The sequence below is a fragment of the Rhodococcus sp. NPDC059969 genome (genome assembly GCF_042738325.1).
GTDB lineage: Bacteria > Actinomycetota > Actinomycetes > Mycobacteriales > Mycobacteriaceae > Rhodococcus_F.
Genome location: NZ_JBHWUF010000002.1, coordinates 161698 through 188512, shown reverse-complemented (window position 1 = coordinate 188512; position 26815 = coordinate 161698). Strand labels below are relative to the sequence as shown.

At 63.4% G+C, this 26815-nt stretch carries 25 protein-coding genes and 1 riboswitch; of the genes, 15 read left to right on the top strand and 10 right to left on the bottom strand.

The features are described 5' to 3' along the window. Positions 1-42: 42 nt before the first annotated feature. Entirely contained in the window at positions 43-1497 is a 1455-nt protein-coding gene (locus ACFWAD_RS09800) for an NCS2 family permease (RefSeq protein ID WP_378446242.1), read from the bottom strand. Between the two features lie 102 nt (positions 1498-1599). Here ACFWAD_RS09800 and ACFWAD_RS09795 point away from each other — a divergent pair, with 102 nt between their 5' ends. Continuing rightward, the gene (locus tag ACFWAD_RS09795; RefSeq protein ID WP_007733492.1) at positions 1600-1857 is read left to right on the top strand and encodes a DUF2530 domain-containing protein; all 258 of its coding nucleotides are present in this window, start codon (positions 1600-1602) and stop codon (positions 1855-1857) included. 90 nt (positions 1858-1947) lie between these two features. Further along, positions 1948-3009: an iron-siderophore ABC transporter substrate-binding protein gene (locus ACFWAD_RS09790; protein ID WP_378543215.1), complete on the top strand. Its 1062-nt coding sequence runs from the start codon at positions 1948-1950 to the stop codon at positions 3007-3009. Here the strand turns inward: ACFWAD_RS09790 and ACFWAD_RS09785 are convergent. The 3 genes from ACFWAD_RS09785 to ACFWAD_RS09775 form a co-directional block, all read right to left on the bottom strand. Then, the gene (locus tag ACFWAD_RS09785; RefSeq protein ID WP_378543213.1) at positions 2999-3550 is read right to left on the bottom strand and encodes a phosphatase PAP2 family protein; all 552 of its coding nucleotides are present in this window, start codon (positions 3548-3550) and stop codon (positions 2999-3001) included. The genes ACFWAD_RS09790 and ACFWAD_RS09785 overlap by 11 nt on opposite strands. A gap of 6 nt (positions 3551-3556) precedes the next feature. Next, the gene (locus ACFWAD_RS09780) at positions 3557-6229 is read right to left on the bottom strand and encodes a sacsin N-terminal ATP-binding-like domain-containing protein (RefSeq protein ID WP_378543211.1); all 2673 of its coding nucleotides are present in this window, start codon (positions 6227-6229) and stop codon (positions 3557-3559) included. Between the two features lie 68 nt (positions 6230-6297). After that, complete coding sequence (locus ACFWAD_RS09775; protein WP_230814746.1) at positions 6298-7119, bottom strand: DUF3027 domain-containing protein; 822 nt, start codon at positions 7117-7119, stop codon at positions 6298-6300. Positions 7120-7157: 38 nt separating this feature from the next. Here ACFWAD_RS09775 and ACFWAD_RS09770 point away from each other — a divergent pair, with 38 nt between their 5' ends. From ACFWAD_RS09770 to ACFWAD_RS09760, 3 genes are all read left to right on the top strand, one after another. Beyond that, on the top strand, positions 7158-7988 hold the full coding sequence (locus ACFWAD_RS09770; RefSeq protein ID WP_378543209.1) for a glutaminyl-peptide cyclotransferase: 831 nt from the start codon (positions 7158-7160) through the stop codon (positions 7986-7988). 69 nt (positions 7989-8057) lie between these two features. After that, positions 8058-9752 carry an MFS transporter gene (locus ACFWAD_RS09765; RefSeq protein ID WP_378446236.1) on the top strand — a complete coding sequence of 565 codons (1695 nt, stop codon included), beginning with the start codon at positions 8058-8060 and terminating at the stop codon, positions 9750-9752. 26 nt (positions 9753-9778) lie between these two features. Beyond that, entirely contained in the window at positions 9779-10246 is a 468-nt protein-coding gene (locus tag ACFWAD_RS09760) for a DUF2771 domain-containing protein (protein WP_225989529.1), read from the top strand. Positions 10247-10333: 87 nt separating this feature from the next. Here ACFWAD_RS09760 and ACFWAD_RS09755 read toward each other — a convergent pair whose 3' ends face one another. Beyond that, on the bottom strand, positions 10334-10747 hold the full coding sequence (locus ACFWAD_RS09755; RefSeq protein WP_007733502.1) for a cold-shock protein: 414 nt from the start codon (positions 10745-10747) through the stop codon (positions 10334-10336). A 215-nt stretch (positions 10748-10962) separates the two neighbouring features. Between ACFWAD_RS09755 and ACFWAD_RS09750 the strand changes: the two genes are divergently transcribed. Beyond that, positions 10963-11190, top strand: coding sequence for a hypothetical protein (locus tag ACFWAD_RS09750; RefSeq protein ID WP_003940194.1), 228 nt, complete (start codon positions 10963-10965; stop codon positions 11188-11190). Positions 11191-11223: 33 nt separating this feature from the next. Then, complete coding sequence (locus tag ACFWAD_RS09745; RefSeq protein WP_003939919.1) at positions 11224-11613, top strand: YccF domain-containing protein; 390 nt, start codon at positions 11224-11226, stop codon at positions 11611-11613. Between the two features lie 93 nt (positions 11614-11706). Here ACFWAD_RS09745 and ACFWAD_RS09740 read toward each other — a convergent pair whose 3' ends face one another. Then, a complete protein-coding gene (locus ACFWAD_RS09740) occupies positions 11707-13101 on the bottom strand; it encodes a YncE family protein (RefSeq protein WP_378543206.1) in 1395 nt (464 codons plus the stop codon). Positions 13102-13484: 383 nt separating this feature from the next. Beyond that, positions 13485-13705, top strand: a riboswitch (cyclic di-AMP (ydaO/yuaA leader). Between the two features lie 8 nt (positions 13706-13713). Here ACFWAD_RS09740 and ACFWAD_RS09735 point away from each other — a divergent pair. After that, on the top strand, positions 13714-14277 hold the full coding sequence (locus tag ACFWAD_RS09735; protein WP_378543204.1) for a transglycosylase family protein: 564 nt from the start codon (positions 13714-13716) through the stop codon (positions 14275-14277). An 83-nt stretch (positions 14278-14360) separates the two neighbouring features. Here ACFWAD_RS09735 and ACFWAD_RS09730 read toward each other — a convergent pair whose 3' ends face one another. Beyond that, complete coding sequence (locus ACFWAD_RS09730) at positions 14361-14549, bottom strand: hypothetical protein (protein WP_019744939.1); 189 nt, start codon at positions 14547-14549, stop codon at positions 14361-14363. Between the two features lie 60 nt (positions 14550-14609). Between ACFWAD_RS09730 and ACFWAD_RS09725 the strand changes: the two genes are divergently transcribed. Both ACFWAD_RS09725 and ACFWAD_RS09720 read left to right on the top strand, forming a co-directional pair. Beyond that, on the top strand, positions 14610-16934 hold the full coding sequence (locus ACFWAD_RS09725) for a helicase-associated domain-containing protein (protein WP_378543202.1): 2325 nt from the start codon (positions 14610-14612) through the stop codon (positions 16932-16934). Between the two features lie 87 nt (positions 16935-17021). Continuing rightward, on the top strand, positions 17022-17147 hold the full coding sequence (locus tag ACFWAD_RS09720; protein WP_007733507.1) for a hypothetical protein: 126 nt from the start codon (positions 17022-17024) through the stop codon (positions 17145-17147). A 410-nt stretch (positions 17148-17557) separates the two neighbouring features. Here ACFWAD_RS09720 and ACFWAD_RS09715 read toward each other — a convergent pair whose 3' ends face one another. Together ACFWAD_RS09715 and ACFWAD_RS09710 are read right to left on the bottom strand one after the other, a co-directional pair. After that, on the bottom strand, positions 17558-18208 hold the full coding sequence (locus ACFWAD_RS09715) for a TetR/AcrR family transcriptional regulator (protein WP_378446232.1): 651 nt from the start codon (positions 18206-18208) through the stop codon (positions 17558-17560). Positions 18209-18262: 54 nt separating this feature from the next. Beyond that, positions 18263-18574 (bottom strand): hypothetical protein, encoded by a 312-nt coding sequence (locus ACFWAD_RS09710; RefSeq protein WP_378532265.1) that lies wholly within the window; start codon positions 18572-18574, stop codon positions 18263-18265. A gap of 216 nt (positions 18575-18790) precedes the next feature. Here ACFWAD_RS09710 and ACFWAD_RS09705 point away from each other — a divergent pair, with 216 nt between their 5' ends. The 5 genes from ACFWAD_RS09705 to ACFWAD_RS09685 all read left to right on the top strand — a co-directional run bounded on the left by ACFWAD_RS09705 (position 18791) and on the right by ACFWAD_RS09685 (position 25816). Continuing rightward, positions 18791-19984 carry an LLM class flavin-dependent oxidoreductase gene (locus tag ACFWAD_RS09705; protein ID WP_378543200.1) on the top strand — a complete coding sequence of 398 codons (1194 nt, stop codon included), beginning with the start codon at positions 18791-18793 and terminating at the stop codon, positions 19982-19984. After that, on the top strand, positions 19981-21060 hold the full coding sequence (locus tag ACFWAD_RS09700; protein WP_378543198.1) for an alcohol dehydrogenase catalytic domain-containing protein: 1080 nt from the start codon (positions 19981-19983) through the stop codon (positions 21058-21060). The genes ACFWAD_RS09705 and ACFWAD_RS09700 overlap by 4 nt, the downstream gene beginning before the upstream one ends. A gap of 180 nt (positions 21061-21240) precedes the next feature. Further along, positions 21241-22899: a DNA repair helicase XPB gene (locus ACFWAD_RS09695; RefSeq protein WP_138872200.1), complete on the top strand. Its 1659-nt coding sequence runs from the start codon at positions 21241-21243 to the stop codon at positions 22897-22899. 102 nt (positions 22900-23001) lie between these two features. After that, a complete protein-coding gene (locus ACFWAD_RS09690) occupies positions 23002-25080 on the top strand; it encodes a peptidase (RefSeq protein ID WP_378543196.1) in 2079 nt (692 codons plus the stop codon). Between the two features lie 73 nt (positions 25081-25153). Then, on the top strand, positions 25154-25816 hold the full coding sequence (locus ACFWAD_RS09685) for a DUF3239 domain-containing protein (RefSeq protein WP_378532255.1): 663 nt from the start codon (positions 25154-25156) through the stop codon (positions 25814-25816). An 8-nt stretch (positions 25817-25824) separates the two neighbouring features. On the opposite strand, the gene ACFWAD_RS09680 is transcribed toward ACFWAD_RS09685, so the two are convergent. Beyond that, positions 25825-26811, bottom strand: a complete 987-nt coding sequence (locus ACFWAD_RS09680) for an LLM class F420-dependent oxidoreductase (protein ID WP_378446226.1) — start codon at positions 26809-26811, stop codon at positions 25825-25827. Positions 26812-26815: the final 4 nt, after the last annotated feature.

Below are 26815 nucleotides of genomic sequence, written 5' to 3'. Positions count from 1 at the left end.
TGGCCGGTAGCTCACGTAATCGAATACCGGTCAACCCCGATTTCACGTAAGGGCGTCGGTAATGGGTCCGACAGTGAAGTAGGCCACAAAAAGTGCCGCCACGATCCACAGCAACGGGTGGATTTTCTTGATACCACCGCTGGCAGCGTGCAGGACCACCCACGAAATGAAGCCGACGCCGATGCCATTGGCGATCGAGTAGGTGAACGGCATGACGATCATGGTCAGGAACGCCGGGAGTGCCACCGAGAACTTCGTGAAATCGATGTCTCGGACCTGTCCGATCATCAATGCACCGACGACGACGAGGGCAGGCGCAGCTGCCTCGATCGGCACGACGGAGTACAGCGGCGTCAGGAACATCGCGACCAGGAAGAGCAGACCCGTGACCACGTTTGCCAGGCCCGTGCGGGCGCCTTCGGCGATACCCGACGCGGATTCCACGAACACGGTGTTCGACGACGCCGAAGCGCCACCGCCGACGATCGCACCCGCACCTTCGACGACCAACGCGCGACCGACGTTGGGGAGGTTTCCGTCCTTGTCGGTCAGGCCGGCTTCCTTACCGAGACCTGTCATCGTGCCCATGGCGTCGAAGAAATTCGCGAGCACGAGGGTGAAGACCAGCAGGCTGGCGGCCAGAACACCGATGCGGGTGAACGCTCCGAAGATGCTGACGTCGCCGACCAAGCTCAGGTCAGGCATACCGCCGAGCATGTCCGGGATGGCGGGGATGCTGAGGTTCCAGCCCTTGGGGTTGGTGCCGAGCGAGGGTCCGACGTCGGCAACGGCTTCGATGACGGCGGCGAGGATCGTCGTGACGACGATGCCGATCAGCAGTCCACCACGAACCTTGCGCACGACCAGAACACCCATGAGCAGCACACCGAAGATGAACACTACGGTCGGCCACGAAGCGATGGAGCCGTTGATTCCGAGTCCGACGGGGACCGTCGTACCGGCGGCGTCGGGGATGCGGCGGACGAATCCGGCGTCGACGAGTCCGATGAAGGCGATGAACATGCCGATACCGGCTGCGATCGCGGACTTCAGCGCTGCGGGGATCGCGTTGAACACCGCCGTTCGGAAGCCGGTGAGCGCCAACAGAACGATGATCACACCGTCGATGACCACCAGACCCATCGCCTCGGGCCAGGTGACCTGAGGTGCGATGGTGACTGCGAGGAGGCTGTTGATGCCGAGACCCGCGGCGATGGCAAACGGATAGTTGGCGACGACACCGAAGACGATGCTCATCAGGCCGGCCACCAGAGCGGTGACTGCAGCCACCTGGTTGACCGGAAGGATGTTGCCGAGAACGTCGGTCTTCGCCGCAGCGTCTTCGGCCGAGAAACTGCCGAGGATGAGGGGGTTGAGGACCACGATGTAGGCCATCGCCACGAAGGTGACGACACCGCCGCGAATCTCGGTCGAGATCGTCGACCCTCGTTCGCTGATCTTGAAATAGGTGTCGAGGATCTTGCCGGGTGCCGCCATGTTTGTTCTTTCCCCATCGCTGTAGGTCGCCGTGTGCCGGCGCACATGAAGCCGGTCGCACTAGGGAGAGTAGGCCACCGGGGTACGGGTAGCGTTAATTTTGTGACGGAGACTCGCAACACAACTGGCCTGATCGGCAAATTGTCCGCACCCGCGCCGGCACTGATCATCGGCACCGCGTTGTGGGTGATCGCCACGATCGTGGTCGCGGTGAGCGGCGACCGTTGGTCGGATGCACTCCCGATTTGTTACGCGGGTATCGGAGTCGGCTTCCTCGGCTTCGCTCTGTTCTCGATTCAACGGCGCGCAGCTGTGCGCGGCGACAAGGGCGCGCAACAGGGCGCCGGTCTGGTCGACTGAGCGGGTCGAATTAACCATTCAGTATGGTAAGCCTACCCTGCACTGTAGTGCGGATCCCGGCTTGCCGCCGCTGAAAGGAAACACGTCACCGTGAAGATCTCCATCCGAAATCGTCGGAAAAGCCGCGACCTCAGGAAAAGTCGAGGACATCGGACGAGACTGACGTCCGTTGCCCTGGTCGCACTGGTCGGCACAGCACTCGTCTCCTGCGGATCGGGCGACGACGACACGACAAATAGTTCGTCGACTTCCGGAGGCGGCGCCTTCCCCGTCACGATCGATCACGCCTTCGGCAGCACCACGATCGATTCCGAACCACAGCGGATCGTCACCGTCGGCTACAACGACGAGCAAGCTCTGTTGGCCTTGGGCATCAAGCCCGTCGGCATGGTCGATCAGTACCCGGGCGAGCCGGACGTCAACCGCACGTGGCCGTGGGTGACCGGACCTTGGGGCGGAACCGAACCGACCGTCGTCGGCAGCAATCCCGAAACCACGATCAGCGTCGAAAAGATCGCCGCGCTCGAGCCGGACCTGATCCTCGGGCTCTACTCGAGCATCGACAAAGACCTGTACAGCACACTTTCCGCGATCGCCCCCACCGTCGCGAAGGATCCGGCCTACGGCGACTACGCAACCCCGTGGCAGATCACGACGAAGACCGCGGCAAAGGCAGTGGGACGCGAAGCCGACGGTGAGAAGTTGGTCGCCGACATCGACAAGCAGTTCGCCGACGCGAGAAGCGCTCACCCCGAATTCGCGGATCAGACCGCGGTGATCATCAGCGTCGACACGACTCCGGAGTTCTACGCCTTCTCCTCCGAGGATGCCCGCGGACGGATCCTCGGCAGCCTCGGATTCAAACCTGCTCCCGCGGTCGAGGCGTTGATGAACGGCGAGTTCTACGCTCCGATCTCCACCGAACGACTCGATCTCCTCGATGTGGACCGTCTCGTGGTCATCGGCAATCCCGATGCTGCCCAGGCGGTCCGGAGCAATCTCGGCTTCCAGCAACTCGACGTGGTCAAGAACAACCGCGTCGTCTACGTCAACGACGATCAGGCCCCGCAGGTCGGCGCTGCCCTGACCGCAAGCTCAGCGCTGAGCTTGCCTTGGGCCACGAGCCAACTACTCGCCGAACTTACGAAGTAACCGGCGTCCGGCGCGCCTTGATCTGCACAGTTCCCCAGATCCACACTCCGGCCCACATCATCCCGAACGCCCAACCTGCCAGAACGTCGGTCATCCAGTGGGCAGCCAGGTAGACGCGGGAGAATCCGACGGCGATCGTGTACAGGCCGAGGCTCGCGAGCATTGCCAACTTCGCGAGCCTCGGCAAGGCAAGCCGAAGAATCACGGCGGCAACCGAAGTCGCGAGGATCGCGCTCATCATCGCGTGGCCCGACGGGAACGAATACGAGTCGATTTCGATCAAACGCTCCGGAACGGGTGGGCGGGTCCGGGTGAAGATGCGCTTCAATCCGCTCATCACGAGCAGGCCGGTCAACATCGACCCGGCGATCAACAGAGCTTCGGTGCGCAGTCCTCGGACCAGAAGCACGATCGTCAGCAGCGTCGCGATCAGCCACGACGCGAGTGTTCCGCCGCTGTCGGTGATGACGTCGACCACGTCCACGAGCCACGCCGTCCGCTGACTCACCGCGCTGTCGAGCACCCACTGATCAAAAGACATCTGGCCTCACATTCCTTGCGGCAGAGTCCACGTGCGCATCACGTGATGAACGCCGTCCGAGTCCACCCACCAAGGCACGGTCACCGTCGCCTCCACTGCTCCTGTCAGTTCCACCGACAATTCGTGATGGATCACTACCTCGCCGACGGGAACCTCACGGCCGAGGGCTGCGAAGCCGAGAACTGCCTGAGGTTCGTTCGCCCAAGTCGTGACGACGCCGGTGCTGCTCACTCGACCGTGAACGGATGCAGACGCCGTCGCGACGTCGAGGAGATCTGCCAGTGCGTCGGCCGTCTCGAAGCTGCCGAGCACCACTCGTTGCGCAGGTAGTGCTGCTCCGAGCCACGGCCGGTCGAGAACAAGGGCGTCGCCGGGATCGACCAGATCGCCGGAAAGGCCGCGCACGAACGGTGGCAGGCGCAGTTCCTCGAGGTCGAGAACCCGTCGCTGCGCTGCCTCACCCAGTAGTCTGTGCGCCCGCGCGACGACGGCGGAGGCCGGCATCCGTAGTGGGTCGGCAAGCCGATCGAGCAGCAGCTGAGCCAGTTCCGGATCGTCGACGGTATCCGATGCCAGCAGTCCGGAAAAGAATCCGGCGTCAGGGTGTTCGGCAGCATCGAGCAATCCCTCGAAAGTGCGATCGCCCGGAGCGCGCAGCAGTCCCAGAACCTCCCCGCCCAGTTCGGCATTCGATCGCAACCACCACGCCGTGTATCCGCGGCGATCGACGAGCAGCGCCCGCGTTGCCGGCGATTCGACCAGCAACGACAACGCTTGAGCCCAGCGGTCTTCGTCCACGAGATCGAGGTCGCGCACGGCTTCGATGTATTCGGGATCCTCGTCGAGGGTGTCCCACCATGCGTCTTCGGCGTCGAGATCGTGGTCCGGGCCGGACGGCAATTCCTCACGGACCACCGTGAAGCCCCACCCGACACCGACTACCCGAAGTGCCTGCTCCCCCACCTGCTGCACGAAATCAGCGTCGACGATGCCGAAGGGAGAATCCTCGACCAGGACACCCGCGAGGGGAGCCCCCGGAAGCAGAAGCTGGTCGGCGGAACGCAATTCGCCCTCCGAATCAGGAAGCAGCACTTCACCGATCCACGACGGTAGTGCCCCTGGCGCCACGTGGGCAGCCAAGCCGAGCACCACCTGCGCCAAATCCGTCACTACCGAATCATCCTGATCCGCAGCATCTTCGATCAATGCTCGTAGCGCCGGGTCGGACAGCAGGTCGGTGGCACTCGCGGTCTGCGCTCCCAATCGAGACAGCAACGGGTGAGCCGCAACGGGATGAACCAACCTCGTCCACTGCACCGACGGTGCGTCTTCGCCCAGTTCGACACCGACGACGACGGTCCGCGGACCGGTCACGATCCGTCCGTCGGAGAGCGGAACGGGCAGCGTTCCAAGCTCTTCCACCGCAAGGGTGTCGATCACCAAGGGCTCGAGAGCCGAATAGAGCCGATTCCACCAACTCGGTTCACGTTCGAGGCCGCTGAGCAGTTCCGCGATGCGCGCGAGCCCGATGCGGTGCGTCGACACCGCCGCAAGTGCTCGCTCGTGCTTGGGGCCGGAGAGTTCGGGGACAACCAGTCCGCCGATGATGTCGGTGAGCAAATCGGCGAGTTCGTCGCTGAGCCCGGGAACCACGGACGCTCGCTGCGGCGCCCGGTCGGGTTCACCGACCACCGGAAGCCACTCGTTCTCCTGCAACTCCTTCAGAAGCGCTTCGCGCAGAAGCGAATCCGTTTCACTTCGAGCGAAGGCTGGAATCGGAACGAGCGCCGTGCGCTGCCGGGGCGGCAGTGCGGCAAGGAACTTCGCGTATCCTTCGGCGAGCGGAGCGATCGGTGCAGCGGGCATGATGCGTCGCCGATCGGGCTGCATCGCTATGTCGGCAATGATGATCGCGGGGATCGACAGTTCCTCGTCGGATCGCGTCGGGGCACGCAGGACGTCGTCGGACACCGGCTCGACGACCCCGTCGCGGACCGGCACCAACCATCGTGCGTTCGGCGCCGAGTACTGCCACCACGTGCGATCACCGATCGTTATCTCCACGAGACCGGATTCCAGCACTCGTTCCGAACGCTGAAACATCTTCTCGCCCAGACGAATAGATCCGAGGGCCGGGAGCTCGAGCAACAAGTCGACGGCCTCGCGCGTCATCTGCGCGAGCAGCGCAGCGGCATCGACATCCGGCCGCAGTGTCAGCACCACTTCCGAATCGGCACCGTCGCCGGGCAATTCGACCGAGGGCCACACCAAACGGAGTACGGGGACACCGGTTTCCGGCACGGGAAGTTGGTGAGACTCGATCTCGCGCAGGGTTTGCGAGGCTGAGAACCGAATCGATCCCGTCGACGAGCGCAGTTCCACCTCGTCACTGACCGAGAGAACTGCCGAGAATCCGACGCCGAACCGACCCGTGACGCCTTCGTCGGCGTCGACCTTGTTCGACGCTCGCAGCGCAGTGAGCGCGTGCACGCCGGATTCGTCCAGCGGACGGCCCGTGTTCGCCACGGTCAGCGTCTGACCGTCCAGGTCCACCCACAAAGAGCCTGCAATGCCCTCACGTGCAGCCGCATCGGCAGCGTTCTGCGCCAACTCGGTGAGCAGACGGTCGCGGTACCCGGCCTTCGCGAGATCGGATTCAGCAGCCGCGTCTTCACGCAATCGCGTCGGAGATTCCGACCACGCGCGCAGCGTCGCCGCCCTGAGTGCGTCCGTGCCGAACGGATCTTCTACTCGGTGGATACCGAATCCTCAACTGCAACAACGCTCGACGGGCGAGCAGGCACCGCGATCAGCTCGACTGCTCCGTCGTCGAATGCGTCGAACTGCGGCGAACCCGCACCGAGCGGCAAGCTGGTGTCCGAGTGCGCGCCACAACCGTAGGACACGCTGACCACCCGACCGTCTGCGGAGAGCTCGTTGCCGCACACGCCGAACGCTGCGTGCAGCGAACCAGCGAGCGGAAGGAAGAACCCACACAGCCCACACGTCGACGGCGCGGCCTTCGCCATTTCCGACTCCGGGCCGAAGTCACCGTCGAACCAACGCTGCGCGGCATCGAGTCGGCCCTCGAGGCTCATGACCTGTTTGCGGCCGAGCCCGATTTCGAGAGCTACCTCGTCGACTTCCGGGTCACCGGTGGCGACGTAGCCGGGAACGAGGCGAGGATCTTCGGCCGGCGGAGCCAACAGGTCACCGACGGAGAGATCGCCGGGACGAATCCGCTGATCCCATGGCAGCCATTCCGGCGCAACCAACGCGTCGGGACCTGGCAGCAGCGCCAACTCACTGACCGTGGCGTGGGTGTCCTCCGGTCCGGCAGCGACGACAACCGCCCACTGCCAACCGCGGTATCCCGGAATGTCTGCTGCAAATCGATGGGTGGCGGCAAATTCGTCCTCCGACGTCACGCCGAGGTATGCCCCCACACCGCCTTCATGCAGGTCGACGACTGCCGTTCGGGCAAGCTCGACCGCATCGGCCAGTACTGGGCGCGGCACTGCACGCTCTGGAGAAGTAGCAACACTCACTCCTCCAGTTTGCCGCACCACCGCAAGTCCGCAACGCACTGGGCTGCCATGCTGGGCAGATGAGTAGGTCACACGCCAATTCCGTGCGCAGTTTCGCAGCGGTCTCCGTGATCGCGTCGGCGCTGGCGGGGTGCTCCGATTCCCCCAGCCCTCCCGACAACCTCACGACCGAAACCGGCTCCGTCGAGATCGTTCGAGTGTCCGCGCACGACCCCGACGCGTTCACGCAAGGCCTCGAAATCGACGGAAATCGTCTCTACGAAAGTACCGGGCGCGTCGGGCAGTCCTGGGTCCGCGCGAGTGAGATCGCGGACGAGCAGTCCCCCGCTTCGGGACCGGAAGTTGCACGTGCCGATCTCGACCCGCCGTTGTTCGGTGAAGGCATCACGATCGCCGGAGACACGCTGTGGCAACTCACCTGGAAAGACGGCGTTGCCATCGCTCGTGACAAGGACACCTTGATCGAACGAGGGCGGTTTCCACTCGACACCGAGGGATGGGGAATCTGTTCGCTCGGGGATCGGCTGGTCTCGAGCGACGGTTCGGCCACGTTGACCTTCCGCGATCCCGAAACCTTCGCGGCGATCTCCACGATCGACGTCACCAGGTCTTCGGAGTCCGTGGGCAAACTGAACGAACTGGAATGCGCCGAAGACGGCTCCGTCTACGCCAATGTCTGGACCACGGACACCGTCGTCAGAATCGACCCGTCGGGCGGCAGTGTCACGAACGTGTACGACGCGTCGCAGCTCCGCGAAGAACTCGTCACGGACGGATCGACCAACACCGTCGACGTTCTCAACGGCATCGCGCAGATTCCCGGTACCGATCGATTCCTGCTCACCGGCAAGTATTGGCCGCAGATGTTCGAAGTCCGTTTTGTTAACTGAGTCCGACATGACACAGGACTCGCAGGGGTGTGCGTGGTAGCCGCGCCGACACTAGGACAGAATTGAGTGGTGACCGGACCGCGCGAACCCTACGACCCCGAAACTCGGCGAATCCACGACGAGCCGGAGGGGCAACAGGTGCACCCCGGTTACGACAATTACCCACCCGCGGCCCGCCCGGACAACTACCCGCCTTCGGCCCGTCCCGCTGCCCGTCGCACGCCTTTGCCGCCGCTGCATCCGATCCCGGAATCACGGGGAGACTCCGATTCCGCGTCCGGTTCGAAGGCACCGGGTGCGGACGCTCCCAAGGCTCCCCCGATGCCTCGCAAGCTCACCGTCACGCGCGTCGCAGCGATGCGCAGCCGTGAACTGACGAACAAGGGCATCGCGACATTCCAGCGCGCAGCGAAGGCCGACGGCGCGGACAAGTCCGGCCTGACCGCTCTCACCTACGCGGTGATGACGAACAATGCCACCGACGCGGCCATCTCCGTCGCCCTCGCCAACACGCTGTTCTTCTCGGCCGCGACGGGCGAGGACAAGACCAAGGTCGCGCTCTATCTCCTGATCACGATCGCGCCGTTCGCCGTGATCGCGCCGCTCATCGGTCCGATGCTCGACCGCTTGCAGCGTGGCCGCCGAATCGCGCTCGCGTCGTCGTTCGGAGTCCGGACGCTCCTCGCGGTGATCCTGGTCTTCAACTTCGACAGCTGGATTCTGTATCCGGCCGCGCTCGGCATGATGGTGCTCAGTAAATCGTTCTCGGTACTCAAGAGTGCGGTGACTCCACGCGTGCTACCACCGGAAATAGACCTGGTGCGCGTCAATTCGCGTCTGACGGTCTTCGGGTTGATCGGTGGAACGATCGGGGCCGGCGCTGTCGCAGGTGCGCTCGCGCTCGCTTTCGGTTCCACCGGAGCATTGTGGTTCGCGGTTGCCGTCACCGTCTTCGGCGCATATCTGAGCATGCGAATCCCGTCGTGGGTCGAGGTCACCGAGGGTGAGGTTCCCGCGACCATCACTTACCACCCGGACGAGGCACATCACGCCGGCAGCGCCCCACCACAGCCGAACGCGAAACCGGCCAAGGTCCGTCAGCCTCTCGGACGGGCCGTGATCATCGGACTCTGGGGCAACGGAACCATCCGAGTGCTCACCGGCTTTCTGACGCTCTACATCGCGTTCGTCGCCAAGTCGCGTACCGATCACGAGCCACTCCAGCAAGCCATGATGCTCGGCTTGGTCGGCGCAGCCGCCGGTCTGGGTAACTTCGCCGGCAATGCCGCGGGCGCTCGCCTCAAGCTCGGCCGGCCCGCGTTGATCGTGCTTCGGTGCACGGCCTCGGTATGGATCATCGCCGTGATCGCCGCTCTGACGGACAACCTGATGACCGCCGCCCTGGCAACGCTCATCGCCTCGGCCGCCAGCGCACTCGCCAAGGTCTCGCTCGACGCGTCACTCCAGCACGACCTGCCCGAGGAATCGATCGCGTCCGGATTCGGCAGATCGGAGACGGTTCTGCAGTTGAGCTGGGTACTCGGCGGCGCATTGGGGGTTCTGCTTCCGACCGAATACTGGATCGGGTTCACTGTTGTATCGGTGTTCCTGACGATCGGTCTCCTACAGACCTTCCTGAGCTACCGAGGAAGCAGCCTCCTGCCCGGCCTCGGTGGGAAGCGACCCGATCTGGCCGAACAAGAAGTGACCGAAGTGATTTACACCGGTAAATCCAACCGAGGACAAGGAAGTACTCCGCAGTGATGATGCGCTCGAGAACAAAGAAGATCGTGGCAGCGATCAGTGTCCTGATGGTGGTGGCACTGGTTGCTTACGTCTCCGTTCTTTTCGTGATCATCAAGAACATCAACGACGACCCCGAGAAGCTGCCGGTCATCACTGCATACGCACACGGCAAGACGATCGAGACCAACCCTGCCGGGTTCTGCACCATCGATCTGTCCCAGTGCGCCCAGGTGGGCGACATCTACGCCCTCGACGTTCCCGCGGGCTATCCGCTGCAGCTGTCGTTGTCGACTGACGTCTCGGATGCGCAGTGGGCACTGCTGGCCGTCTACGAGGATGCCGACGGCAACCAGACCGGCGAGCCCCGAGTCTTCGAGCCTGGTGAGGCATTGGCCGTGACGGTCGAATCTTCGAGCGATCCCGTCAAGCAACTGGTCGGCGTCGAAATCCACCTCGCCGTCGGTGAGGGAAGCGAACAGGGACTGCTGATCTGGTCGATCAAGACCGCCTGATCCCCGGACCATGAAAATGCCCTGCACACCGATTGGTGTGCAGGGCATTTTGTCAGCAGCTGTATATGGCAGCTCGTATCGAAGCGATCAGGTGTCGAGCTCGCGAGCGACGGCCCGGACGACCTCGGAGATCCGCTGAGCGGTCTTGCGGTCCGGGTACTTGCCGTTGCGCAGATCCGGCTGGACCTTCGCCTCGAGCAACGTGATCATGTCCTCGACCATGCCGTGCAGCTGGTCAGGGGTGTGCTTACGCTCGACGGGCTCACGACGCGTCGCCGTAGCGCCGCGCAACGACGGTGCCGGCTCGAGCACCTTCAGGCTCAGCGCCTGCGGACCGCGTCGACCTGCGGCCATGCCGAACTCGACGCGCTGGCCGGCCTTCAAGCCCTCGACGCCCTCGGGGAGAGCGGAAGCTCGGACGTAGACGTCCTCGCCCTCTTCCTGCGACAGAAAGCCGAAACCCTTTTCGACGTCGTACCACTTCACCTTGCCGGTCGGCACCGCGTTCACCTGCTCATCACTCGACTGGGGCATCTGCCCCAATGTGCTCGGGAGGCTCTCGGAAGAGCCTCATGGCCTTGCTCGCATCGCTTCCGGTGGAAGAATGCAAAAGAACGCGCCCCACACTTGCTTCAGCGGGGCGCGCAGTCTGTTAACAGTCTACCTGTGACGAACCCGGGTCGGCACCCAGGTTTACAGGCACTATCCTCGTAGGTGTGGACCCTCAACCGAACCCGCGCACTTCCGGCACCGGAAACGGTCTGTTCCGTACGGCGATGGCACTGTTCATCGTCGGATTCCTGGCGATCGTGGCCATCTTCGCGGTCCACATCTTCAGCGACACTCCGCCCGGCCTGGCCTTGTATCTCGTCGCGCTCGCGTGCCCGATCGGCTTCCTTCTCGCGATCGTCTACACGCTGAGATCCGGTCGACGCGTGCGCTGATCTCTCCCGCCTCCAACCGAAAGGTCACTGACCATGAGAATCCTCCTGAACGTGATCTGGCTGGTGTTCGGCGGCTTCTGGCTGGCGTTGGGTTACTTCGCCGCAGGCATCATCTGCTGCATCCTCATCATCACGATTCCCTTCGGAATCGCAGCGTTCCGCATCGGCATCTACGCGCTGTGGCCGTTCGGTAAGACCGTCGTCGACAAGCCGACCGCCGGTGTCGGTTCGATGATCGGCAACGTCATCTGGGTGATCATCGCCGGCATCTGGTTGGCGATCGGACACATCGTCACCGCCGTCGCGATGGCAATCACGATCATCGGAATTCCACTCGCCGTCGCGAACTTGAAGATGATTCCGATCTCGCTGATGCCACTGGGCAAGGAGATCGTCGACGTGGACCGCGTCAATTACGCATAGCCGTCGATCGCGTCAATTGCTCGTAATCGGCCTCTCAAACCGAAGAACCCGACCACGGCAGGTGCTGTGGTCGGGTTCTTCTATCAGGTCGGATCAGCGGCCGAGGCTACCGAGTCCGGGGAGGTTACCGAGCGAACCGGTACCCGTGCCCGTGCCCGGATCAACGGGGCCGACCGGGCCCTCGGAGACAACGACGGTCACGCTCGAAGCACGCGAAAGCACGCTCTTCGCAGTGATCTCGACGGTGACGCTGCCGACAGCCGTGGGGGTTCCCGAGATGGTGCCGTCCGGTGCGAGGGACAGTCCGCCGGGCAGAGTGCCGTTGGTGAGTGCAAAGGTTGCGCGCGCATCGGCGGCAGTGAGCTTCTGCGAATACGCCTTACCTACCTGAGCGGCAGGCAATTCGACGGTCGCGGGCAGCGGGTACGCAGCAACTACGGTCACCTTGCCCCCGTTGGTCGTCGACGCGATGGCGCCGGTCGAGGTGTCGAGCGCAAGGTTTTTGACCTTCTCCAGTGCCGGAACCTTGGTATCGGCCAGAGCGGTGGTGGCGCGCGTCGTCAGATCGACCGACCACAAGTGTCCGTTCATGACGTCCGCGACATATGCAATGCCTGCCGCAGAGTCGACGATCACGCCGTTGGGAATCGCGGTCGGAGACAGCGTGGTCTTCGACAGAACCGCGCCGCCCGGGGTGATCGCCCACAGGTTGGTTGCCCGGGTGTCGGTCATGTAGATGTTGCCGGTGTTCGTGTCGACATCGACGTCGACGGGGTAGAGGTTGTCGGCACGCACGATCGACTTGAGTGCTCCGCCCTTGCGTACGTCCGCCTGCCACAGCGTGCGGCCGTAATTCTCGTCGAAGAAGTTGGTGTCCGCGATGTAGAGGAAACCGCGGACACTGTCGAAGGCGAGCTTGGTCGGCGTTGCCGACTTGTCGACCAGAATGCTCGACACGGCGTCGGCGGCGTTGGGATCGACGACTCGGATGTTGCCGGACTTGTAGTCCGAGAAGTACGCGCGGTGTGTTGTGGGGTCGACGACGACATCGTTGATCTGCGGCCGCGAGCCGTCGGGGTTCTTCTCGCTCAGCGTGACCGTCTTTTCGACCTTGCCGGTCTTGGTGTCGACAATCGAGATCGCGCCGCCGTAGGAGGAGGACACGTATGCGCGTCCGAGGTCCGAATCCACGGCAAGTGCCGACGGGTAACCGACGACACCGTCGATGCTGCCGACGGACTTGCCCGTGTTCGTGTCGACGACGGACAACGAACTGGTCGGTCCGCCGTACTGCGTGATGTATCCGCGGTGGGTTGCCGAGTCGACGACGATGTCGCCGGGCTGGGTTGCGGAATAGCTTCCGACAACACCGTGTGTCGGATCCTCGGGTGAGGCGTGTGCAGCGGGAGCAGTGACGGCCAGGCCGACAGCAGCAGCGGCGACGGCGAGTGACGCGGTGACCGCGCGCCGACGGTATTGCAGTTTCATGAGGGGTGCCCTACTTCTTTGGAAGACTCTGCGAACCCTGCCCATTCAAGACAAGTCAGGCAAACCTAACCTAAGTTTCTATTCGGATGTTGAGACACGGGCCACACCACCGGCCTGGATCGACACACCTCTCAATCGCCCGGATTCCTATTTCCACATAACGTGTGACCTTGCTCACATTACGGATGGATAACGGAACGGACACAACCGGACATTCACTCAGGCACCCCTACCTACCTGGGAAGAGTCTCCTGCGCTTTGTGTGACGCGTTGTACGTCTTTCGCCACGCCGCGTTATCAAATGGTGACACGAGAGACTCGAGCCGTTACCGTCGTTTTCGGCCGGGAAACTCGGCCACCTCCGGCCCGCCGCGCCAAGCCTTGTCCCGCGGGTACCGGACTTCCGACAGAGCATTCCAGGGACGAGGACGGGGGACCCAAAGTCCTCTGTGAGAACAGAAAAGTTCTCCAGTGGACACCGGTTCGGTCGCAAGACCGGATCTTGGGGTGAAGCCAGACCCTTTCCAGCCAGGAAAGGCGAGGCCGGGCGACCTCTCAGCCCGAACCCGACAGCTGACCTCGCAGGCGCGTGTGGAGAGGATTTCGACCATCATGAGCGGACGCCATCGCAAGCCCACCACCACCGGCCGCACTGTCGCCAAGGTCGCCGTCACCGGCGCCATCATGGGCGTAGCAGGAATTGCAGCCACCGGAACCGCAAACGCTGCCCCCGACTCCGACTGGGATCGTCTCGCCCAGTGTGAGGCCGGCGGAAACTGGGCCATCAACACCGGCAACGGTTACCAGGGCGGATTGCAGTTCTCCCCCAGCACGTGGAACGCACACGGCGGCGGACAGTACGCAGCCACCGCAAACCAGGCCTCTCGCGAGCAGCAGATCGTTGTTGCCGAGCGTGTTCTCGCAAACCAGGGTTGGGGCGCATGGCCGTCCTGCTCCTCCAGCCTCGGACTGAGCAGCGGCGCCACCGAGCGTTCCGCTCCGGCCACCACGGCTCCTCAGGCAGCTCCGGCTCCGGCACAGCAGGTCGCTCAGACCGTTGCACACCCGGTTGCCGACGCCATCGATCAGGCAATCGCTTTCGCCGAGGCCAACGGCATCCCGGTCGACCCGCAGATCCTCGCAGTCGCCGACACCGCGAAGTCGTTCCTCAAGTAACACCGGCAAGACTGTCCGCTCGGACGCTCGAACATCAAGAAGGCCCGCACCGATTCGGTGCGGGCCTTCTTCGTGTCGAGTTGTTATCGGTTGATGACGGTGTGCGGGTGTACGTAAGGAAGTGACTCCACCGGAACCGGAAAGGTGGTGTCCTCGCCGAAGGGTGAAAGTCCACCTGCGCGGGTCGATGACAATTCGGTCACTGCGTGATCTCCGTCTGCAGTTTCCGGCCATCCTGGATCTACATAGTGTTGCTTCGAATTGTTGGCCACGAAGTCATTTTGACAGGACGCCGTTACGCCGTACAGACCAGGTCTCTAATCTGATACCTGATGACCGAAACACGTGGCACCCCGGCGGGCAGTTCCGCAGCCGAAAGTCTGACCGATTGGCTCTCGGCGCGCAGTGACGCCGAGTTGACGGAGTTGCTGCGTCTGCGCCCCGATCTGGCCGTACCGCCGCCGAGCACGATGGTGGTTCTCAGCGGTCGGGCACAGCAACGCGCGTCGGTCAGCCGAGCCGCAGACGAACTCGACACCCTCGATTTCGGTCTTCTCGAATTGTTGGCGCTGGCCGGCGCCGAGGAAACTCCGATGACGCGGGCGGAGCTCAACAGTGCAATCGCCGAACGCGCCCTGACCGGCAAGGGCAAGGTCACCAAGAAGGCCGTCGACAAGTCACTGTCGAAGATGCGCGAGTCCGCCCTCATCTGGGGTGTCGATCCCATCAGCGTCGTCCCGGCAGTCATCGGGATGATTCCCTGGCGTGTGGGGCGTGCCCTCGAACCTGCCGAGGCGATGTCCGAGACCGAGATCTCGGCGGCCCTCGACGCTCTGGACACCCGGGAACGGGATCTCCTCGAGACTCTCGCCAACTCCAGCCCGATCGGCCGTACCCGCGACGCTGCCCCGGGAACGCCGCCCGAGCGCCCGGTTCAGCGATTGCTGGCAGCCGGCCTGCTGCGGTGGCTCGACGAGCAGACAGTCGAACTTCCGGCGACGGTTCGTCAGGTCATCCGCGGCGAGCCGGTTTTCGATCCGACGACACTGACCGCACCGGTCATCGGGGGCGACAAACTCAAACCGGCGGACGTGAACGCCGCAGCAGCCGGCGAAGCGCTCGAGTTGGTACGCCAATGCGAGAACGTGATCGCAGTTCTGGGAGCAGCACCGGCCCCCGCCCTGCGAGCCGGTGGACTCGGCGTTCGAGAACTACGACGCGTGGCCAAGACTGCCGATCTCGACGAAGCGCGAGTGAGCCTGCTTGTCGAATTGCTCTCGGCAGCCGGACTCATCGCGAGCGGAACGCCCGACCCGGCGCCGATCTCGGACAACGCTGACGAATACTGGACGCCTACACTCGCCGTCGACGGCTGGCTGAACGCGTCCACAGCGCGACGGTGGGAGGTCCTGGCGTCCGCCTGGGTGGACGTACCGCGCGTTCCGTGGATGATCGGGCTGCGGGATTCCACCGACAAGCCGATCGCGGCACTGTCCGAGGAGGGCCGGGCACCGGCCGCTCCGCGAGATCGTCAGGCCATTCTGGGGTTGCTCTCCGAACTCGACAGTGGTCAGACTGCGTCGGCCGTCGAGGTCAGTCGGCTGCTGGCGTGGCGACGTCCGCGGTGGAGCGGGCGCCTACGGACCTTCGCGATCGAGCGAACTCTGGACGAGGCCGCCGCGCTCGGACTGGTAGCCCGCGGCGCTTTGTCGTCACCGGGACGAGCATTGCTGCACGGCGGGGACGCCGAAGCCGAAATGCAGTCCGCGCTACCCGAGCCCATCGACTTCATCCTGGTCCAGGCAGATCTGACATTGGTTGCGCCCGGCCCGCTCGTACCGGACCTGCTCGAGCAGGTGAGCCTGGTCGCGGACATCGAGTCCGCAGGATCGGCGTCCATGTACCGCATCAGCGAAGACAGTGTGCGGCGTGCTCTCGACGCCGGTCTGACGGCTACCGAACTGCATGCCATGTTCGCCTCGAAATCGAAGACACCTGTCCCCCAATCGCTTTCGTATCTGATTGACGACGTTGCCCGCCGACACGGACGACTGCGTGCCGGGGTTGCAGCGTCGTTCATCCGGTGCGAGGACGCATCACTGTTGGCGGAGGTACTCGCATCGGCGGTGGCCGAGTCCCTGGCATTGCGCGCATTGGCTCCCACGGTCGCGATCTCCCAAGCCCCGCTACGCGAGGTCCTGGCCGAATTGCGCGCAGCCGGATTTGCGCCGGCCGGTGAAGACTCCTCGGGAACGCTGGTCGATCTTCGCCCACGCGGGGCTCGCGTACCGAACCGTCGCAGCCGACCGGCGTCGAGAATGCCTGCGAGCCCGTCGGCGGATCAGTTGGCGTCGTTGGTACGCACGATGCGGGCGGGCGACCGCGCTTCCGCCCCCGGCCGTGGCGGCGTTCGAACGGACGGTTCGCGCGAGAACAACGCAGCCACCATCGCCTTGCTGGCCACGGCGGCACGAGACAATTCCAGCGTCAACATCGGGTACGTCGACGCCCAGGGGGTGGCGACCCATCGCATCGTCGACCCCGTCAGCGTGGGCGGCGGACAGCTGGACGCGTTCGACCCGGCAAGTGGTGCGGTACGCCGTTTCACGTTGCACCGCATTACTTCCGTCAGCCCCGTCGACTCCGGAAAAAAGTAGCAGAAAAGAAGCAACTGGCTTTTTTCTGTAAATGAAGTATGGTCGAGGTCAGTTTGTGATTGCCACTTCGAAAAATGAGGAGCGACAATGGCTGACAAGGCACCGGGTAAAAACATGAAGAAACCCGCTCAGTCGATCAAAGAACGCCGCGCGGAAAAGCGGGCGAAAACTGCGGAGTCTTCGGAGTTCATTCGTAAGAGAAAGCGGAGCTGACAGCACAGTTCAGAGAAAGACGAGCTGACTGCGAAGCTGACCAATGCCGGCCCCGACCGACACCCTCGTGCACCTACACGAAACATTCAACCTGTTCAAGTCACGTAGTCGAGGAACTGACGCACGCTCGCGCGGCTACGCAGCGGGCATGACCCTCGCTTCACTCTGCGTCCTCGACGAACACGCTCGGCAGTCCGGAATACTACTTTCGGATTCTCCGCAGAAAGAGAATTAACCATCGTGAAAAGAACAATCCACACCCTGGACCGCATTCAAACGAGACTCGAATCGGAGCTTGATTCCACTCCGGGCGATTCCGAAAAGAATATCGGTTATCGGTCCGGAATTTCCGAGGCCATTACTCATGTAATGGAAATGCGAAAGTCTGTCGTCGCGCAAAAATAAGGAACTCATCCCAATAACTGCCGCACGCCACCGATCAGAAAGACGACCTGATCCTCGTAGAAGTCGGCAAGTCGCTCCGGCGCGAGCGGCTTGCCACTTCCGCTCCAATCGTCGGCCCGGCTCAATGCTTGGAGGAAGCCCATCAAGGCGATCGCCCAGCGAGTCTCGAGCCTTTCCGGATCGGTAGCGGGAAATGTACGACGGACCTGGTCGAGAAGGTGATCGCGAAGGTGCAGCTCGGTCGCCTCGAGGGCGGGATGCCCTGGTCGTGACATCTGCGGCTGCGAGATCTGCGTGACGATCCTGATCCATCGCATTCCCCGCGTGCGGTGGCGAAGGAGTAACGCCTCGTAGGGCGCGGTGACAGCCCGTACCAGTGCCTCGACCGTCGGCGGCGTCTGTTCGGCGGCAAGGGCGTCCACGTTCGCGCTGATCTGATCTCGCACCGACGTTCCCATGTCCAGCAGCACCGCGGCGACCAGATCGTCCTTGGTGCCGAAATGGTAGTGGACAGACGACGGACCGAGACCGGCTGCTGCGTTGACCGAGCGCAACGAGACTGCATCCAATCCCTCTGTCGCGAAAAGCCGCTCGGCAGTTTTGAGCAAGCGCATGCGCGTCGCGTCGCCTTGTCGGTTCTGCCTGGAGTCGGTCATACGAACGAGCTTCGCACGGGCTCGCCGAAGTTCTCCGAAGCGCTGACCCTGGAGTCAGAGTGATTCACGGTGTGCCCGCACCCTGTTGTCGCGATCGACCCAGCCGTGGGCGCGTGCGTAGTCCACCATCGCGGAGAACTTCTGCCTCCACTGCGCGTTTCCGACCTGGGCCGCGACGGCTTGTTCCAGGTGAGCAATGTCGAGCCAGACGTGATCGTCCTCGAGTTCCCCCCACGGTTCCAATACCCGACGCAGAGTCTCGGACTGATCGTCGCCGCCTACGACGACCGAGAGACTGGTGAAGTCGTCGACCCCGTTCAGTTCGACGGTCGAGGAGGTGGGGGTGATGGTGACGTCCAAATGCATGACCTCTTCAACGCTCCTTCTCGAAATGCCTGAATCAGTTGATCGACTTGAAACAACATTAGACGACGTGACTAAACCAAATAGCGTTGAGCTACAAGTGATTACAAACCTCCCACTGTGCGGGAGATTCAACTTATTGGATCAGGTGATCCATGTTAGACATCTCCACCAGAGCGAGTGAGCCAAATCACTTCCCTGTCGACAGGAGATGTCATCGTGTGGTCCGCATCGTCCATCCGCTTCGGAGCCTTCCTTGCCCCGTACCACCCGCTCGACGCCGATCCCGCCTTGCAGCTCAGACGCGATATCGATCTCATGGCGCACCTGGATCACCTCGGCTTCGAGGAAGCCTGGATGGGTGAGCATCATTCGACCGGCGCCGAAATCGTGCCCGCGCCGGACATGTTCATCGCCGCCGCAGCCGAGCGGACCGAGCGCATCCAGTTCGGTACGGGCGTGACGTCCCTGCCCTATCACCACCCGCTGATCACGGCCGACCGCATCACTCAACTCGATCTGCAGACCCGCGGGCGAGTCATCTTCGGCACCGGCCCGGGCAAGATCCCCCTCGACGCACACATGATGGGTATCAACCCGTCGGATCAGCGCCGCCGCCAGGGCGAAGCACTCGAGGCCATCCTTGCGTTGCTCCGCGGCGAGGTCGTCAACATGGAAACCGACTGGTTCACGTTGCGTGATGCTCGTGCACAGCTGCCCACGTACCGCGCCGATGGCATCGAGACCGTGACAGCGTCGACGATTTCGCCCAACGGTTCGGTACTCGCAGGCAAGAACGGCCTCTCCTTGCTCTCGTTGGCGGCGAGTTCACCCAGCGGATTCGACGCACTGGATCGCAACTGGGATGTGTACGAGAAGGTCTCGGCCGAGCACGGCCACCACGCCGACCGAGCGACGTGGCGTGTGGTCACTCCGATGTTCATCGCAGAGACCCGAGCCGAGGCCGAGCGCGCCGTGAGCCGACGGATCGGATCGATGGCCTCCTACGTGAATCGGCAGACCGGCCAGACCCCGGCCTGGGCAGATACGCCGGCAGGGATCATCGACCAGTGGCGTAACGACACTCTCGGCGAGTTCGGTCAGGCGATCATCGGTACCCCCGAGGATGCGATCGCACAGATCGAGCGCCTGATCGAGAAGACGGGAGGGTTCGGCACGTTCCTGATCCTTCACGTCGACATGGCGAGCTGGGAGGACACCAAACGCAGCTACGAATTGTTCGCCTCCGAGGTGGTCCCGCACTTCCGGAAGCGGAACGTCGGGCGTCAGGCGAGCATGCAGTTCGCCGAGGACAATCGCGAGTACCTGATCGGCGGGCTTGTCGGAGCGCTCACCAAAGCCCACACCGACTACTACGGCCGGTCCGCCGAGACGGGAGCGGTACGCGCATGAGGGCTGTCCGATTCCAGAACGGTGAATTCGCAGTAGCGGTGGTGGCCGACGCACCTCCGCTGGCGCCACAGCAGATCCGCGTCGACGTCGTCGCCTGCGGGATCTGTGGCAGTGATCTGTGCATGTCGAAAGATCCGTGCCGGTTCGTCGAGGTCGCACACGACGGGGGCTACCCGCTCGCCACCTTCGACCCCGACCGCCCCGTAGTCCTGGGACACGAGTACGCGGGTATCGTCTCCGAAACCGGCTCTGCAGTAGACGATTTCGCGATCGGCGACAGGGTGGCGGGCATCGGCCTGGCCACCGACACTGCCACCGGGATCCCGACGATCATCGGCTACTCGAACGAATACCACGGCGCGTTCGGCGACCACATCGTCGTCGACGCGTTCTGGGTCCGCAAAGTTCCCGATCACCTGTCACTCGAGCACGCCACACTTGCCGAACCTCTCCACGTCGGCGAGATGCACCTTCAACAGTCCGGCCTCACCTCGGCCGATTCGGCGCTCGTCATCGGTTGCGGGACGATCGGACTTGGTGCCGTCGTCGCGGCGAAGGCGAGAGGAGCACAGATCGTCATCGCGTCCGAGCCCTCCCCCAAACGACGCGAGCTCGCCGAGAAGATGGGCGCGGACATCGTCGTCGATCCGGCCGAGCAGGATCCGATCGAACTGTGGAATCAGATGGTCGCCGAGGGCAACCCACTCGTCGGTCAGGCCGCAAACGGCATCCTGATCGCCTACGAATGCAGCGGCCGGGCGGGGGTTATCGGGGAACTGATGCGCACCTTGCCGTTCAACTCGCGGATACAGGTGCTGGCTGCGCCGTTCGGCGACGAGACGATCATTCCCGTCGTCGGGCAGTTCCGGAGGATCTCGATCAACTTCGGTCACGGCCCCTACGAGAGTGCCTACGACATCACCCTGCAGAGACTCGCCGATGGAGAGATCGACGCGGAAGCGATCATCACCGGCCGGGTCGGTCTCGATGGTGTCTCGGACGCTTTCGCAGCTCTGCGCGCACCCGACGAACACGTGAAGATCCTCGTGCTACCCGGCTCCGGTCTCCCGGAATAGCGGTCGGTCCTGCCCTGTTGACGTAGGGGTGTCCGCACTCGGGCACCCCTGCTTCGGGCTGTGCGAGCGTCGCCTGTTGGCGTATGCGCTCCGATACCAGGACAATGGCAGGGTTGGCGTCAGCCGACAACGCGGCGCAACGCTCTGTGGCTGCCGCGTTTGTTTCACTAGGAGGATTCCGTGACCGACGGACCGTTGATCGTCCAATCCGACAAGACGCTGCTGTTGGAGGTCGACCACGAGCGTGCCGGCGAGGCCAGGCAGGCAATCGCCCCCTTCGCGGAACTCGAACGGGCCCCGGAGCACGTCCACACGTATCGCATCACTCCCCTGGCATTGTGGAATGCCCGCGCTGCCGGGCACGACGCCGAACAGGTTGTCGACGCACTGGTGTCGTTCTCGCGGTTCGCCGTGCCACAGCCACTCCTGGTCGACATCGTCGACACGATGGCCAGGTACGGACGCTTGCAGTTGGTCAAGAGCCCGGTGCACGGTCTCATCCTGGTCAGCCTCGACCGCGCAGTGCTCACCGAGGTGATGCGGCACAAGAAGATCTCGCCGATGCTCGGTGAGAAAGTCGACGACGACACCGTGATCGTGCATCCGAGTGAGCGCGGCCGCCTCAAGCAGATGCTGCTCAAGGTCGGCTGGCCGGCCGAGGATCTCGCCGGCTACGTGGACGGCGAAGCGCACCCGATCGATCTCGCTTTCGAAGAGGGCCACTGGGAACTGCGTGACTACCAGCAGATGGCAGCGGATTCGTTCTGGGCCGGCGGCTCGGGCGTCGTCGTGCTGCCATGTGGCGCCGGTAAGACGATGGTGGGCGCCGCAGCGATGGCAAAGGCCAAGGCCACCACACTCATTCTGGTGACCAACACCGTTGCCGGTCGCCAGTGGAAGCGTGAGCTCATTGCCCGCACGTCGTTGACCGAGGAAGAAATCGGCGAATACTCCGGCGAGCGCAAGGAGATTCGGCCGGTCACGATCGCCACGTACCAGGTGATCACGCGTCGTACGAAGGGTGAGTACAAGCACCTCGAACTTTTCGATTCCCGCGACTGGGGACTGGTGATCTACGACGAGGTACACCTGCTCCCCGCGCCGGTCTTCCGGATGACGGCAGACCTGCAGTCACGCCGCCGCCTCGGTCTGACCGCGACGTTGGTTCGTGAGGACGGCCGCGAAGGCGACGTCTTCTCGCTCATCGGCCCCAAGCGCTACGACGCTCCGTGGAAGGACATCGAAGCGCAGGGCTGGATCGCACCGGCCGACTGCGTCGAGGTGCGCGTGACGATGACGGACGCCGAACGCATGTCCTACGCCGTCGCCGAACCGGAGGAGCGCTACAAACTGTGCTCGACGGCGCACACCAAAATTGCTGTCGTGAAGTCGATTCTGGCCAAGCACCCGGATTCCCCGACGTTGGTGATCGGCGCGTATCTCGATCAGCTCGACGAACTCGGCGAAGCCCTGAACGCCCCGGTGATCAAGGGATCCACCAAGAACAAGGAACGTGAGATCCTGTTCGATCAGTTCCGGAACGGTGAGATCCAGACGCTGGTCGTGAGCAAGGTCGCGAACTTCTCGATCGACCTTCCGGAGGCGTCTGTCGCCGTGCAGGTTTCGGGAACCTTCGGATCGAGACAGGAAGAAGCTCAACGACTCGGGCGCCTCCTGCGACCCAAGCACGACGGCGGTCAGGCGCACTTCTATTCGGTGGTCTCCCGCGACACTCTCGATGCGGAGTATGCGGCACATCGTCAGCGATTCCTCGCCGAACAGGGCTACGCCTACCGGATCACCGACGCCGACGACCTGCTCGGACCTGCAATCGGCTGAGCATTTCTGCAACACGTTCCAGAAACAAATGGACATACGTCCAGTTATCTGTAGAGTGTGCCCTGTCACAGTCGTGTCCATCGGCCGGGGGTCACCAGCATCATGCGCTCAGTTCCACGTCTACGGGGTCGGCTCGCCGGAACCATCTCGCTGCTGACTGCCGCCGTCGTCGTTGCCACGACCGGCGTCAGTGCAGCGGCACCGAGCCCATCTCCTACCGCGCAGAACTCGGTGTACGTACTTGCGAACGGCTGCTACGCGCTTCGCACGGAGTCCGGCGACTTCGTGCGTCGTGGCGGACCGGCGTACCTCACCGACGCCACGAAAGCCGCCGACGCCGAGCCTTTCCGCCTGCATGCGGCCCAGTTGGGTCGTTTCATGCTGTACGGCCCCGACGGGTCGATGCTCTCGCACGACGGAGCAGACTCCGTTCTCGCCGCCTCCGAAGCAACTCCAGCCACCGACTGGACCGTGATGTCCACCGGCGAGTCCTTCGTTCTGACCGCAACCTCGAACGGCCGCCAACTGATCTCGCGAGATTCGACGCTCACGATGTCCGATCCCGGTGACGTTCCCGAATCTGCGTTCACTCTCGTCCCCCGCGATGACTGTGCCGATTTCCCCGAAGCCGAAGTGGGTGCAAACGGTATTCCCGGAGAAATCGGGCCGAATGGTGAAGTCACGGGATTCATCGACACACACGTGCACATGAATGCTTCCGAGTTCATGGGTGGAAACCTGCACTGCGGCAGACCTTTCGACCCCCAAGGTGTCACAGCTGCACTCGTCGACTGCCCGGACCACCAACCCGACGGAATACCTGCACTCCTCGAAAATGTTCTGTCGTACGGAAATCCCTTCGAAACTCACGACACCACGGGCTGGCCGAGCTTCGCCGACTGGCCGGCTCACGATTCGCTGACGCACGAGCAGACTTACTACAAGTGGGTCGAGCGGGCCTGGCGCGGCGGACTGCGAATCTTCACCAATCTCTTTGTCGCCAACCGTGTCCTGTGCGAGCTGTATCCGAGCAAGCGAAATCCCTGCGACGAGATGGAGACCGTCCGGATCCAGGCGCAGCAGACACGCGAACTCCAGGACTACATCGACGCCCAGTACGGCGGACCCGGCCGCGGATGGTTCCGCATCGTGAGCTCCCCGGAACAAGCCAGGAAGGTGGCTGCCGACGGAAAGCTGGCCGTCACCCTCGGGGTGGAGGTATCCGAACCCTTCGGTTGCTCTGTGCGTAACGGGATTCCGCAGTGCACCGAGGACGACATCGACCGCGGTCTGGACGAGTTGTACGACCTGGGTGTCCGGCAGATGATCGTCACGCACAAGTTCGACAACGCTCTCGGCGGTGCTCGTTTCGACGGCGGAATTACCGGCGTGGCCGTCAATATCGGCAACTACCTCGGCACCGGGGAGTTCTGGCAGTCGGAACCCTGCACCGGAGTTGCCGAGGACAACGTGCTGCCCACCAAGGTCGACGGCGCGCAGAATCTTCTCGCCGTACTCCCGCCCGGAGTGACGCTTCCGGTGTACCCCTCTGGTCCGCAATGCAATTCGCACGGCCTGACCGACCTGGGTGCTTACACGATCAGAGGTTTGATGGACCGAGGAATGATCGTCGACATCGACCACATGAGCGTCAAGACCGCCGAAGCAGCCCTCGACATTCTCGAAGCTGCGAACTACTCCGGTGTCGTCTCGAGTCACAGTTGGAGCGACCCGAGCCTGTACAAGCGGATCTACGCGCTCGGCGGATTTGTCGCCCTGTACGCCGGGCAACTGGACGCATCGGACGAAAAGCCCGAAGAGCGCGGATTCATCGACCAGTGGCGCGACGCGCGGGCAATGCGAAGCGAGAACTACTACTTCGGTTTCGGCTACGGCGCCGACACCAACGGCTTCGGTCCCCAAGCCGCACCGCGCGGTGACGCCGCCGAAAACCCGCTGCAATATCCATACACCGCCTTCGACGGCACGGTCATGGACCAGCAGCGCGCCGGCACCCGGGTTTTCGACGTGAACACCGACGGCGTGGCGCAGTACGGGATGATTCCCGACTGGATCGCGGACATGCGCATCGCCGCGGGAGCCGACGGCGACACCATCGTCGAGGACATGAGCCGCGGCGCCGAGGCTTACCTGCAGATGTGGGAGCGCGCGCGAAACTAGCTACGCTGGTGGACGGTCCCCGGGCGATCGGGGGCCGGTCCTAGATCGTCCGGCACCACCCGAAGGATTTTTCGTGGCTGACTTCCAGTTCACTGTCGACAAGGCTCACGCCAAGTCGGTCAACGACACACTGGCCGACGTACGCCGCCTGCAGATTTCTGCGGTGATCTTCGCGATCGTCCTCGCCGCGGTCGGCGCCTGGCTGATCAGCATGGGCGAGGTGTGGTCCATCATCATCGGCGCAGTCCTGGTCATCGGTGCGGTCAGTTCCCTGTGGGTGGCCGTGTGGGCACCTCGCAAGGTGGGGAGCGTCGAATCTCTGTATGCGGACAACCCGCTGGTCCCGGCGATCGTCACCGAGGTCCACCCGCGTGCGGCGACGCTGACCGCACTGATCGACATCGCGAAGCCCGCCGCTGGGGCACCGAAGTACGCACTCGTCAGCCGCAATGTACGACTCAATCCGAAGTGGCGAGTCGGCGACCGCATTCCGTCGGTTGCACTGCGTTCGGATCGTTCCACCCGAAGCAAGGCTGACACCTGGCAGATGGTCAGCCCCATGCCGATCGAATGGGGAACCAAGGACTCGGCGGTGCTGGCACGCGCTGTCGCGGCTGTCAGTGCGAGCGAGTGGAACTTCCTGCAGAGCCGGATCCCCGATTCCGAAGAAGTTCGCACCCACCCCGATCGCCGGGTCCTGATCAACCCGGCCGATCTTCCTGACTCCCTGCGATAGCCGTACCGCTACGCGAGCGCGGGCAGTACTTCCTTCTCGAACATCTCGATCCCCGAGGTGTCGTACGCGGCCTCGGGGAAGTAGAAAATTCCGTACTCGAGGCCCTGCGCTTTGAGCGCCGACAGGTTCTCGATGATCTGCTCCGGTGTACCCACCGCCGGCATTCCGCGGAAGGCGTCGAGCGACGCATCCGCAGCAGCTTCGCCGACCAACGGCGTCAGCCGGGATTTCAGTGTCTCCAACCGCTGAGCTACTTCGGCTTCCGTCGCGCCGATGGCGACGTTGTAGTTGGCCGAACGAACGATGGCGTCGAAGTCGGTACCGACGGTGTCGCAGTGCTTCTTCAGGATCTCCGACTTGTGTGCGAAGCCGTCCGGGGTGCCGTCGAAGTTGGTGTACTGCGCGTACTTCGCCGCGATCTTGAGTGTGACCTTCTCGCCGCCGCCGGCAACCCAGATGGGAATTCCGCCCTCTTGCAACGGAAGTGGACGACACAGCGCTCCGTCGACCTGGTAGTACTTACCGTCGAGCGTCGCACTTCCCTTCGACCACGCCTGCTGCATGATCTGGATTCCTTCGTCGAGTCGACCCAGACGCTCACCGGCAGAGGGGAATCCGTAGCCGTACGCGCGCCACTCCTGCTCGTACCAACCGCCGCCGATTCCCATTTCGACGCGTCCACCGGTGATCAGGTCGGTGGTCGCGGCGACCTTGGCGAGGTACGCCGGGTTGCGGTAGCTCATGGCGGTACACATCTGGCCGAGCCGGATACGCGACGTCGACGCACCGAGCGCGGCCATCAACGTCCACGCCTCGTGAGTCGCTTCTTCCGTCGGCTGGGGAACGGTGTGGAAGTGGTCGTAGACCCACACCGATTCCCACGGTCCTGCCTCCGCGCGGAGCGTGAAGTCTCGCATCACCTCCCACTGCTTCGCGGGGTCGATGCCGACCAGGTCCAGACGCCAGCCTTGAGGTACGAACAGTCCGAATCGCATGCAG